At 71.9% G+C, this 10878-nt stretch carries 9 protein-coding genes; 3 read left to right on the top strand and 6 right to left on the bottom strand.

What is annotated here, in order from left to right:
- Positions 1 to 127: 127 nt before the first annotated feature.
- Genes AAW14_RS03510 through AAW14_RS03490 form a run of 5 tightly spaced genes read right to left on the bottom strand, consistent with a single transcriptional unit; the run spans position 128 to position 5541 of the window.
- Positions 128 to 1594 carry an HAD-IA family hydrolase gene (locus tag AAW14_RS03510; RefSeq protein ID WP_265559710.1) on the bottom strand — a complete coding sequence of 489 codons (1467 nt, stop codon included), beginning with the start codon at positions 1592 to 1594 and terminating at the stop codon, positions 128 to 130.
- 11 nt (positions 1595 to 1605) lie between these two features.
- Positions 1606 to 2682, bottom strand: a complete 1077-nt coding sequence (locus AAW14_RS03505; protein WP_265559709.1) for an ABC transporter ATP-binding protein — start codon at positions 2680 to 2682, stop codon at positions 1606 to 1608.
- Positions 2683 to 2687: 5 nt separating this feature from the next.
- Positions 2688 to 3500 carry an ABC transporter permease gene (locus tag AAW14_RS03500; protein WP_265559707.1) on the bottom strand — a complete coding sequence of 271 codons (813 nt, stop codon included), beginning with the start codon at positions 3498 to 3500 and terminating at the stop codon, positions 2688 to 2690.
- The gene (locus tag AAW14_RS03495) at positions 3488 to 4387 is read right to left on the bottom strand and encodes an ABC transporter permease (protein ID WP_265559705.1); all 900 of its coding nucleotides are present in this window, start codon (positions 4385 to 4387) and stop codon (positions 3488 to 3490) included. Before AAW14_RS03495 ends, AAW14_RS03500 begins: the two co-directional genes overlap by 13 nt.
- The gene (locus tag AAW14_RS03490) at positions 4384 to 5541 is read right to left on the bottom strand and encodes an ABC transporter substrate-binding protein (RefSeq protein WP_265559703.1); all 1158 of its coding nucleotides are present in this window, start codon (positions 5539 to 5541) and stop codon (positions 4384 to 4386) included. Before AAW14_RS03490 ends, AAW14_RS03495 begins: the two co-directional genes overlap by 4 nt.
- A gap of 211 nt (positions 5542 to 5752) precedes the next feature.
- Here AAW14_RS03490 and AAW14_RS03485 point away from each other — a divergent pair, with 211 nt between their 5' ends.
- Entirely contained in the window at positions 5753 to 6493 is a 741-nt protein-coding gene (locus AAW14_RS03485; RefSeq protein WP_265559701.1) for a GntR family transcriptional regulator, read from the top strand.
- A 58-nt stretch (positions 6494 to 6551) separates the two neighbouring features.
- Here the strand turns inward: AAW14_RS03485 and AAW14_RS03480 are convergent, their stop codons facing one another.
- Positions 6552 to 7358, bottom strand: coding sequence for a thioesterase family protein (locus AAW14_RS03480; protein WP_265559699.1), 807 nt, complete (start codon positions 7356 to 7358; stop codon positions 6552 to 6554).
- 280 nt (positions 7359 to 7638) lie between these two features.
- Here AAW14_RS03480 and AAW14_RS03475 point away from each other — a divergent pair, with 280 nt between their 5' ends.
- Both AAW14_RS03475 and AAW14_RS03470 read left to right on the top strand, forming a co-directional pair.
- A complete protein-coding gene (locus AAW14_RS03475; protein WP_265559697.1) occupies positions 7639 to 9024 on the top strand; it encodes a hypothetical protein in 1386 nt (461 codons plus the stop codon).
- A complete protein-coding gene (locus AAW14_RS03470) occupies positions 9021 to 10877 on the top strand; it encodes a GMC family oxidoreductase (RefSeq protein ID WP_265559695.1) in 1857 nt (618 codons plus the stop codon). Before AAW14_RS03475 ends, AAW14_RS03470 begins: the two co-directional genes overlap by 4 nt.
- Position 10878 lies beyond the last annotated feature (1 nt).

The following is a 10878-nucleotide window of genomic DNA, read 5'->3' as shown; positions in this document are numbered from 1 at the left end:
AGGGCGACAGGACGTGCGATATAAGCCGGGCGGGTCGGGTTACCCGCAGTTACCCGCCGGTAGCGAGTGCGGCACAACCTACGGGATGACCTCCCGGACCGCAATGGTTGCCTTGGGTAACACCGCGTCAGGACGTCCGCGGCACGCCGAAAGTGGTGACCACCGCCGCGTGGTCCGACGGCCAGTCGTTCCCCGCGACATCGGGCCAGGGGCGCGGGGTGCCCACGACGTACGTCCGGGAGTCCAGGACCGTGAGACCGCGGTGCAGCACGTAGTCGATCCGGTCCTGCGGTTCGGGGCGTCCGCTGCCGTCCTCGTGCACGGGATGGATCGGCGACCAGGTGGTGCCCGGGTCGGCGAGCGCATCCGGGTGCGCCTGACGGTAGGAGTCGCGCAGGCCCGCCCGCTCGGCGGCCTTCGTCACCGGCCACTCCACGTCCGGCCAGTCCAGGTGCGAGGGGCAGTTGAAGTCGCCCACGAGGACGACCGGGACGCCGTCGGCGCAGGACTCGCCGATCCGCCGCAGGGTGTCCCGCATCTGTGTGAGCCGCACCTCCTCGTGTGCGATCAGCTCGGCCGGCGGGAGCCCGTCGAAAGCGGACTCGTAGGGCCCGTACGGCGTGTAGTGGAGATGGGCGGTCCAGACGTCCACCTCCAGCCCCCGGTCCATCCGGATGCGTACGCCCGCCGCCCCGTAGAAGCCCACGGTGGGGTCCCCGAAGCGAGCCGTGATCGGATACCGGCTGATGACACCGAGGTTCTCCCCGGCGCGGTGGTGGTACCAGCCGAGCGCCTCGGCCAGTTCCTGGGCCGCGGTGCCGCCCGTCTCCTGCAGCCCCACGACGTCCGCCCCGCTCTCCAGAACGGCCTTGAGCTGCTTGGCCCGGTGGTCGTCGACCTCGCTTCCGCCGAGCCAGAGGTTCCAGCTCATGACGCGCAGTTCACGGGTGACCAGGGCGCCGAGCTCCTGCGGGGTGACACCGGTGAGGCTTTCCCGCACGGTCCGGCCGGGCGCCGCGTCGATGGGTGCCAGCGACGGCACCGCGAGCACCGCGCAGCCCGCCGCCTCGGCGGAGGTGACACCGGTCTCGGTGTCCTCGACGGCCACGCAGTCCACGGGGTCGACGCCCAGTGCGCGGCAGGCGGCGAGGTACGGGTCGGGCGCGGGCTTGGTGCGCTCGGTGTCGTCGGCGGTCACGGACACGGCGAAGCGCTCGGCGCCGAGGGCCTCGAGCACGGTGTCGGCGACGGCGCGAGGGGAGGCGGTCACCAGGGCGGTGGGGACGGCGTCACGGGCGAGGGCGTCGAGCAGTTCCAGGGCTCCGGGGCGCGGCACGATTCCGGTGCGGACGCGGCCGGTGAACTCCCGGTGCAGCGCGGCGGCGAGGTCCGCGACGGGCGCGCCCGTGGCCGCGCCCAGCCACGCCGCGGTGTGCTCGACCGGCCGGCCGAGCACCTCCGGCTGGTCCGCCTCGGTCAGGGGCCTTCCTGCGACGTGCTCCACCGCCTCCCACCACAGCCGCTCGGTGTCGACGAGCGTGCCGTCCATGTCGAACAGAACGGCCTGGAGCGGGAGTCGGGGGTGGGGGGTCACGTTTCTCTCTTTCACGAGTGGTTCGTACGTTCTGCCACCAGGACCGGACGGTCGGGCAGTGACACGCCGACGGAGGTCCCGGCGCCGAGGCCGGCGGCCTCGTGGGCGGGGACGTCGGCCTTCAGCTCGGTGCCGTCGGCGAGCCGGACGGTGACGCGGACGGCCGCGCCGAGGAAGGCCGTGGCCACGACCCGCGCGTCGCTCTTCTCGTCCGGCTGCACCCGGACCGCCTCGGGCCGCACGAGCACGTCGACCTCCGTCGCGGCGGGCGCCTCCCCGTCGACCGGCAGCGACCGGCCGAGCACGTCGACCGTGTCGCCCTTGCGCACACCGGGGATCCGGCTCATCGTGCCGACGAACTCGGCGACGAAGGCGGTCGCCGGACGGCCGTACAACTCGTCCGGGGCGGCGCACTGTTCGAGCTTCCCGGCACGCATCACCGCGACCCGGTCCGCCATGGACAGCGCCTCCTCCTGGTCGTGCGTGACGAACAGGGTGGTGATGCCGAGTTCCTGCTGCAGGCGGCGGATCTCCTCGCGCAGGGTGAGCCGCACCTTCGCGTCGAGCGCGGACAGCGGCTCGTCGAGCAGCAGGACGCGCGGGCGCAGGGCGAGCGCGCGGGCCAGTGCGACACGCTGCTGCTGCCCTCCGGAGAGCTGGTGCGGGAAGCGCTCGCCCTTGTCGCCGAGGCCCACCAGTTCGAGCAGCTCGGCGGCCCGGGCCCGGCGCTCGGACGTGCGCACCTTGCGCATCCGCAGCCCGAACGCCACGTTGTCGAGGACGCTGAGGTGCGGGAAGAGGCTGTAGGACTGGAAGACCATCCCGGCGTCGCGGCGGTGGGCCGGGACACGGGTGACGTCCCTGCCGTCGACGAGCACCTCACCGGAGTCGGGGTGCTCGAAACCGGCGAGCATGCGCAGGGCGGTGGTCTTGCCGCAGCCGGACGGACCGAGCAGGGCGAGGAGTTCGCCGGGCCGCACCGTCAGGTCGAGCCCGTCGAGGGCGACGGTCGGTCCGAATTCCCGGCGCAGGCCCTGGAATTCGACGGTGGCGGCCTTTTCGCGGGTCGCGGCCATGTCGAGCGTCATGTGATTCATCCCTTGGCGGCGGTACGGGAACGTCCGCCGAAGACGGCGAGCGAAAGGAGCAGGGCCCAGGTGACGAGCAGGCTGAGTACGGAGACGGCGACGGACAGCTGGGCCTGCGAGCCGCCGACGCTGTAGATCCACACGGCGAAGGGCGTGAAGCCGAGCAGCTGGGCGACGGTGAACTCACCGAGGACCAGCGCCAGGGTGAGGAAGGAGGCGTTCAGCAGCGCGCCGCGCAGATTGGGCAGCACCGCCTGCATCAGGGCCCGCGGCAGGCTCGCCCCGCAGCTGCGCGCGGCCTCCACGAGGGTGCGTACGTCGATGGCGCGCAGTCCCGCGTCCAGCGCCCGGTACACGAACGGCAGGGACATCACCGCGTAGGCGAGCACGAGTACGAACGGGAAGCTCGGGTTCTGGATCGCCATGATCGTCTGGAAGAACGGGGTGCGCGACAGGTACTCGGGCCCCCACTTCAGGACCGTGCTGATCCCCGCGACGAACGCGATCGGGGGTACGACCAGCGGCAGCGAGCAGATCACCTCGACGACGGGCCGCAGCCGGGGCGCGCCGAGCCGCAGCGCGACCGTGGCGGGCACCATCAGCAGCAGGACCACCGCGATGGTGGCGACGGCCAGCTCCAGCGAGAGCAGCAGGCTGGAGCCGAAGCCGGGGGCGGTGACGATCTGGCGGTAGGCGTCGAAGGTGATCCCCTGGCCGGGCACGTCGATGGTGAAGACCACGGACGCGGCGAGCGGGACCAGGAAGTACAGTCCGGCGCAGGCCAGGACGGCCCAGCGCCACAGGTTCAGGCGAGCCATCGCGCACTCCGTCGTTGCAGGGGCAGGTAGACGGCCATGACCAGGGCGGCGACGAGGACCATGTCGAGGCTGAGGGCGAGTGCCACGTTCTCCTGGCCGACCAGGACGTTGCCGGAGATGGCGTCGGCGATCTGCAGGGTGACCAGCGGGACCGCGCTGCCGACCATGGCTGCGGCGGTGGCGTAGGCGGCGAAGGCACTGCCGAAGAGCAGCACGAATCCGCCGAGCAGGGAGGGCAGCAGCACGGGCAGGGCCACATGGCGCCAGTACTGGAAGCCGGTGGCACCGTTGTTCTGCGCGGCCTCGCGCCACTGGGAACGCAGGCCCTCCAGGGCCGGGGTGATGGTGAGGACCATCAGCGGGATCAGGAAGTACAGATAGACGATGACCAGACCCCAGAAGCTGTAGAGACTCCAGCCCTTGTCGGTCAGGCCCAGGTGGCGGGTCAGGACGCCGGAGTTGCCCAGGGTGGCGACGAAGGCGAACGCGAGGGGGACGCCGCCGAAGTTGGCGAGGACACCGGAGGCGGTCAGCACGGCCTCGCGCAGGGCCCGGGCGCGGGAGGTCACCACGGCCTGGGCGAGCAGCAGTCCGAGCACGGTGCCGAGGGCGGCGGAGAGCGCGGACAGCTTGATGCTGCCGATCAGGGCCGTGAAGTAGGCGCCGTGCAAAGAGGCGGTCAGGTTTGCCGTGCTGTACGAGGTGGCGCCCGACGTCGGGTCCTTGACGGTGAAGGCGCCGTTGAGCATGGCGAGGGCGGGGATCCCGAAGGCGATCGCCGTCACGACGAGCAGCGGGACGACGGCGAGCCAGCCGGGGGTGCGGCGCCGCCGCTGCTGCGGTGCAGCGGCGGGCGCCACCTCGGCCTCGGTGAGGACGACGGTCATCCGGAGACGGCCTTCCCCCAGCCCTGCGCGATGACCGTCTTGGCCTTGCTCTGCTGGGCCTCGGTCGGGAAGGCGGGCGTGCCGCTGACCTTGGGCAGCTTGGCCGCGGCGGCCGAGTCGAGCGTGCCGGCCTTCTCCATCGCGGTCATCAGCGCGGGGCGCGCGTACCCCTTGAGCCACAGGTTCTGGCCCTCGGCGCTGTAGAGGTACTCCTGCCACAGCCGGGCGGCCGCCGGGTGCGGGGCGTCCTTGTTGATGGCCTGGGAGTAGTACTGGGCGTACGTCCCGTCGGTCGGGACGGCGACCTTCCAGTCCACGCCCTTGGACTTGAACTCGTCGGCGTACCCGGCGTTGAGGTAGTCCCAGTCGATGCTGATCGGCGTCTCGCCCTTTTCGACCGTGGCGGGCGTCGACTCGACCGGCGTGTAGTTGCCGCTCTTCTTCAGCTTGGCGAAGAAGTCGAGGCCCGGCTGAATGTTGTCGAAGGATCCGCCGTTCGCGAGGGCCGCCGCGTAGACACCGCCGAAGGCCGAACCCGACTTGGTGGGGTTGCCGTTGAGGGCGACCTGGCCCTTGTACTGCGGCTTGAGCAGGTCCGCGAAGGTGGTCGGGCACGTCTTCACGCGCTTGGCGTCGCAGCCGATGGAGACGTAGCCGCCGTAGTCGTTGTACCAGCGCGCCTGCGGGTCCTTCTGGGTGGTGGGGATGTCGGCGTACCCGGTCACCTTGTACGGCGCGAGCAGCCCCTGCTGGGCGGCGCTCAGCGCGAAGGAGCTGCCGAGGTCGAGGACGTCGGGGGTGCGGTCCTGGCCCTTGCGGGAGGTGACGGCGTTGATCTCGTCCTGGCTGGAGCCGTCCGGGTTCTCGACGTCGACCTTGATGCCGTACTTCTTCTGGAAGCCGTCGATCAGGGCGCCGTAGTTGGCCCAGTCGCGGGGCAGGGCGATCGCGTGCAGCGTGCCCTCCTTCTTGGCCGCCTTCACGAGGGCGTCGAGGCCGCCGAAGTCCGCGGCCGAGGCGGCGGAGGCCGCGCTCTTGCCGTCGGCGGTGGTGGCGGCGTTGTCGGGGGCGGCACCGCAGGCGCTGAGGGCGAGTGCGGCGACGACGGCGAGGGCGCCGCCGAGGGCGGCTGTTCTCGGCAGGGACACGGTCACGGGTCTCTCCAGGAGTGCGCGCGAGGGTTGGGAGCGAAGGAGAACTTGTCTGAACAAGTTGGCCTCAGTCAGCCTGCCAATGGTGTCCAACTCGTAAACACCTGCGAAACCCTGGCCCGCGATTCTTTGCACAATTGGGAGCCTCACCGATCACTTCGGCTTTCGATTAGGCTGGTCACGCTGTGCACAGAAGCCGACTCAGAGGGGAAGCATGGCGGCGCGACATGAGGAGATCGCGGACGAACTGCGGCGGGCGATCGACCGCGAGGAGTACACGGTGGGCAGTCTGCTCCCGGCGGAGACGGACCTCGCGGCCCGGTACGGTGTCTCGCGCGGCACGGTCCGCCAGGCCGTGGCGGCCCTGACCGCCGAGGGGCTCATCGGCTCCCGGCAGGGCGCCCGCCGGGTGGTCCTCGCGAGCCGCCGCAGCCAGAGCTTCGCCGAGCTGCGCAGCTTCGCGCAGTGGGCGCGCGCGATGGGGCGCGAGGCGACCGGTCGGGTGGTGGAGCAGGAGTACCGGCCGGCGACGAAGGAGGACGCCCTGCGCCTCCATCTGCGGGAGCGGACACCCGTGTTGCATGTGCTGCGGGTGCGCGGGCTGGACGGCGAGCCCGTGCTGCTCGAGCGGACCGTGTACGCGGACTGGATCTCCCCGGCGGTCGAGTCCATCGAGCCCGACTGCCCCTCCGTCACCCAGCGGCTCCTCGACGACACGGGCCTGGTCTTCGCGTACGGCGAGCACGTCATCGACGCGGTCGCGGCGGGCGCCCAGGACGCCGAGCTGCTCGGCATCCGGCGCACCAGCCCGCTGCTGCGCGTCCGCCGCGTGACGACCACACGCGAAGGGCGCCCGGTGGAGTGGTCGGACGACCGCTACCGCTCGGATGCCGTGAGCTTCAGCGTCCACAACTCGATCGGGAACAACGCGCTGGCACGCAAGACGGCGGACTGACCGGGCGCGGGGCGGGTCCTCAGGCGCCGGCCCCGCAGTCTCCTGGCCAACGACCCGCTCAGCCGCGGGCGTTCACGAACAGGCTCTGCACGCTGCGGCCGATCGGGCCCTGCGCGTCGTGGAGCGCGGCTTCCGCCATCCCCAGCCCGTCGGCGTCGATGCTGGTCCGAGCGTCGACGCAGACCCATTCACCCGCCGGATGACGGTGCAGGTGCACGGTCAGGTCGGGGTTGATGAACACGTGCGACGCGAAGTCCAGCACATTGCTCAGCCCGTTGCCGGAGTCCGCCGCCACCAGGACGCGGTCGAGCGGCATGATCTTCTCCCCCGTGACCAGGGGGACCTTCATCCGCAGCCAGCAGGTCGCCGGCCCCCGTGCGAGGAAGGAGCCCGCCGCGAACCGGGCCTCCATGGCCGTGTGGTAGCCCGCGTCCCAGGGCACCGGGAAGAACGGCTCGGGACGGGACCGCTCGGGGACCGGGACGGCGAGAGCGCCCTTCGTCGGCGACACGGAGCCGGGAGCGGTCCGGATACGCAGGGCTCTCGCCCGCATCACCTCCTGCCCGCCGTCCGGGGTCAGCGACGCCTCGACCAGCTCCACACTGCGTCCTTCCCTCAGGATTCGCGTGGTAACCGTCAGCGGGCGCAGCGGCACGGGCCGCAGGATCTCGAGGGTGATCCGGGCCAGGCGCATGTCTTCGCGGGCGCCCGGACGCAGCTGGACGGCCCGGCCGAGCAGGGCGGCGGGCGGGCCGCCGTGCTGGCTGTGCTGATCCCAGGGGCCCCGGGTGTAGGCGGTGGGGACGAATCGATCGTCCGCCACCTGCTCGAAGAACGCCTCGGCGTCACCGACAGACACGGCCACGGTTTCTCCGCTCCTTCCGACCGGGGGCCGTCATGTTACTCGCTGGTCACTCCTGCCTCTCCCACCGGTCCGACGGCCTCGGTCGCGGCTCGTGCGCCCGCGGGGGCGGAGTCCTGTACGGGGTCCCGGCTGCCGCACCGGGCGCGCCCTCCCCAGGGACGTCAGAACCAGCACCTGCCCAACTGCGGGGCATCTCCCCGTCATTGACAGCGAACGGCCCCAGTGGTTCAGTGGCTGAGCCACCGAACCACTGGAACCGGACTCCACAGAGGACCGACGGATGAGCACACGCGGCACGGCCTTCGCCGAGACGATGCTCGGCACCCTGCTGCTCCCCGGGAAGACCGAACCACGGAGAGTCCGCCTGGACCTCACCGTCCGTGCGGAGCAGGTGCTCGCGCCACACCGCACCACCAACGCGCGGGTCTCCGGGCGAGTCCGGATCCAGGGTCTCGCCGACGACCCCGACGCCACCGGAGAGATGGAGATCTCCCCGATCGCCCGGCGCAGGATCCTCTACCGCGTCCGGTTCACGGCTGCCGGCCGGCGACACCTCCTCATGGGCTGGAAGTCGGTCTCCCTGCGCCGGCCGCTCACCTCGATGACAGTGCTGCCGTACGGCGTCTACGTGGACGGCCAGCAGGTCGGCCACGGCACGCTGCGGTTCCCCCTCGCGAGCCGACTGGTGCCGTTCCTGAGGAGCTGGCGTTTTCCCCGCCAGGAGAGCCCGTCCGCCTACGCAGCGCGCTGGGACGGCTCGCCGGGGCGGACGGAGGTCTGGTACACCACCCTCACCGATCCCGTCACCGGCACCGGTGTGTGGCTGCACCACGAGTTGACGGCGCCCACCGGCGGTTCCCCGGCGTACGCTCACGGCTGGGTCGCGGTCTTCCCGCCCGACGGACCCGTGGAGCACGCTCGTTTCGGCCCCGAACCCTGGTCGGATCCCTCGCAGGGCTTCACCGCCGCCGGGACCGAGGTACGGCCCGACAGGCTGCGCGGCACGGCCGGGGAGTTCCGCTGGGACCTGGAACAGGACCCGCTGGGCCAACCCCTCTACACCTTTCCGCGCTGGGCCTGGCAGCGCTCGGTGCTGCCCGCGGCACACATGCTCCCGTCCTCCGGATCGCATTTCAGCGGTGCCGTGAGCCACCCCGGCGGCCGGCTCTCCCTGCACAAGGCACCCGGGGCCACCGCACGGATCTACGGACACGGCAACGCCCGGCGTTGGGCTTGGCTCCATGCCGATCTCGGCGGCGGAGACGTGCTGGAGGTCGTCGCCGCGGTCGCGACACGGCCCGGGCTGAACAGGCTCCCGCCGTTGGTGTTCCTGCGGCTGCGCCACCGTGACCGCACCTGGCCGCGCCTCGGACTGCGCTCGGCAGTCGGCTGGGCAGGAGCCGGTCGATTCCGCGCGCGCATCGGGCTGCCGGTGTGGTCGGTCACCGGCCGAGCCGGACTGCGCCGTATCCGCGTCACGGTCGCCCAGCCCGAGGAACGCACCCTGACGCTCGACTACGCCGATCCCGACGGCAGCGGCCCGGTGTGCCGAAACAGCGAATCCGCCGATGCGCACATCGTCCTGGAACGGTGGTGGGGCCGCTGGCGGCCCGAGGCGCGATGGACGCTGGAGGGGACCGCTCACGCGGAGGTGGGCGAGCGATGAGCCGCAGCCTGCGCGGCCTGACCGCCGCACTGCTCGCCGACGACGGCTCGGAACACTGGCCGACGGCGGTTCCGCACCGACTGGAATCCCTTCTCGCGACGATTCCGCGGCCCGCCCGCGCGGGGATCCGATGCGCGGCTGCCGCCGTCGACGTCTACGCGGCTCTGCGCACCGGGGCGAGACTCGACCGCCTCACCCCCGGCGAACGTGACGAGGTACTCGCCTCCCTCGCCGCCCGGCCCGCGCTGCTCCCCGTGCTCGACGCGCTGAAGGTTCCCGTCCTGCTCGCCGGGGCGACCGAACGCATGCTGCAACGTGATCCTCGTCCGGCCGCGGCTCCCCCGGCGTCCGACGACCCTCCGCTGGACTGTGTGTCCTCCTCGCAGTGGCCGGACCGGTCCACGGCCGACGCAGTCGTCGTGGGGTCCGGGGCCGGAGGTGCGATCGCCGCGCGCACCCTGGCCCGTGCGGGACTGCGTGTCGTCGTCCTCGAGGAGGGCCGCCGGCACACCACTGCCGACTTCGCCCGCCGCCTACCGCTGGACCGCTTCGCGGAGCTCTACCGGGACGGCGGGGCGACCATGATGATCGGCAGACCGCCTGTTCTCCTCCCGACCGCCCGGGCCGTCGGCGGTACCACCGTCGTCAACGCCGGCACCTGTTACCGCACCCCCCACCGCGTCCTCGCCCGCTGGCGTGACGTCCACGGAGTGGGCCTGGCCGATCCGGCGGTCTTCGCCGCACATCTCGACAACGTCGAACACACCCTCGGCGTGGCGCCGCAGCCGCTCGATGTGCTCGGTCGCAACGGCCTGCTGGCCCTGCACGGAGCCGGGAGTCTGGGCTGGAGGGCCACCCCGTTGCGCCGCAACGCACCGGGCTGCAAAGGCTCCTGCCAGTGTGTCGTGGGATGTCCGACCGGGGCCAAACACAGTGTTCAGCTGTCGGTGCTGCCCGATGCGTGCTCGGCGGGTGCCCGGATCGTCACCTCCGCCCGCGCCCGCCTCGTCCTGGTCGACCCCGACCGCCCCGGCGGCCCGCGCGCCGCGGGCATCGCGGCGGCACGGCCCGACGGGTCACGATTCGAGATCCTCAGCCCGATGGTCGTGGTCGCGGCGGGCGCCCTGCAATCTCCCCTGCTGCTGCGGCGTTCGGGGCTTGCCGGGCATCCGGGGATCGGCCGCAATCTCGCCGTGCACCCCGCCACCAGCATCGCCGGCCGCTTTCCCGACACCGTCCACGACGGCCCCGCGGTATTGCAGAGCGCCGCGGTCGAGGAACTGCACGATGACGGCATCCTCATCGAGGCGACCGCACCGCCGCCCGGCATGAGCTCCTTCGTTCTGCCCGGCGTCGGACGGCAGCTGCGGGCCGGACTCGAGGAGGGCGAGCGCCTCGCGACCCTGGGAGCGATGATCGCCGACCGGCCCGGCGGCAGGGTTCTCGGCACCCGGCGTCCGGTGCTGCGCTACGACCTCGACCCCGTGGACGGGGCATCACTGGTGCGTGCCGTCGCCGCGATGGGTGCGGTGCTCTTCGCGGCCGGGGCCGAGGAGGTCCTCACCGGCGTGCCGCACACCCCGACGGTTCGTTCCACCGACGAACTGCACCGCGCCCTCAGCAATGTGACTCCCCGTCAGTTGCACCTTTCGGCCTTCCATCCGACGGGAACCATCGCCATGGGGACGAACGACCAGAAGGCCCCCGCCGATCCCCGGGGATGGCTGCGAGGCGTGCGGGGCGTCCTCGTCGCGGACGGATCCGCCCTGCCGAGCTGCCCCGAGGTGAACCCACAACTCACCATCATGGCAGTTGCGTTGGCCGTGTCCTGTGCTGCGGCCGGATCCGTCTGAC

The organism is Streptomyces hygroscopicus (assembly GCF_026168105.1).
Lineage (GTDB): Bacteria > Actinomycetota > Actinomycetes > Streptomycetales > Streptomycetaceae > Streptomyces > Streptomyces hygroscopicus_D.
Note: the sequence above shows the minus strand (reverse complement) of the source record. Positions and strands in the feature narration are given on the sequence as shown.

Excerpts from the sequence above, each read along its gene's own strand:
- AAW14_RS03505 (WP_265559709.1), bottom strand. The coding sequence starts at position 2,682 with ATGACGCTCGACATGGCCGCGACCCGCGAAAAGGCCGCCACCGTCGAA.
- AAW14_RS03500 (WP_265559707.1), bottom strand. The coding sequence starts at position 3,500 with ATGGCTCGCCTGAACCTGTGGCGCTGGGCCGTCCTGGCCTGCGCCGGA.
- AAW14_RS03495 (WP_265559705.1), bottom strand. The coding sequence starts at position 4,387 with ATGACCGTCGTCCTCACCGAGGCCGAGGTGGCGCCCGCCGCTGCACCG.
- AAW14_RS03485 (WP_265559701.1), top strand. The coding sequence starts at position 5,753 with ATGGCGGCGCGACATGAGGAGATCGCGGACGAACTGCGGCGGGCGATC.
- AAW14_RS03475 (WP_265559697.1), top strand. The coding sequence starts at position 7,639 with ATGAGCACACGCGGCACGGCCTTCGCCGAGACGATGCTCGGCACCCTG.
- AAW14_RS03470 (WP_265559695.1), top strand. The coding sequence starts at position 9,021 with ATGAGCCGCAGCCTGCGCGGCCTGACCGCCGCACTGCTCGCCGACGAC.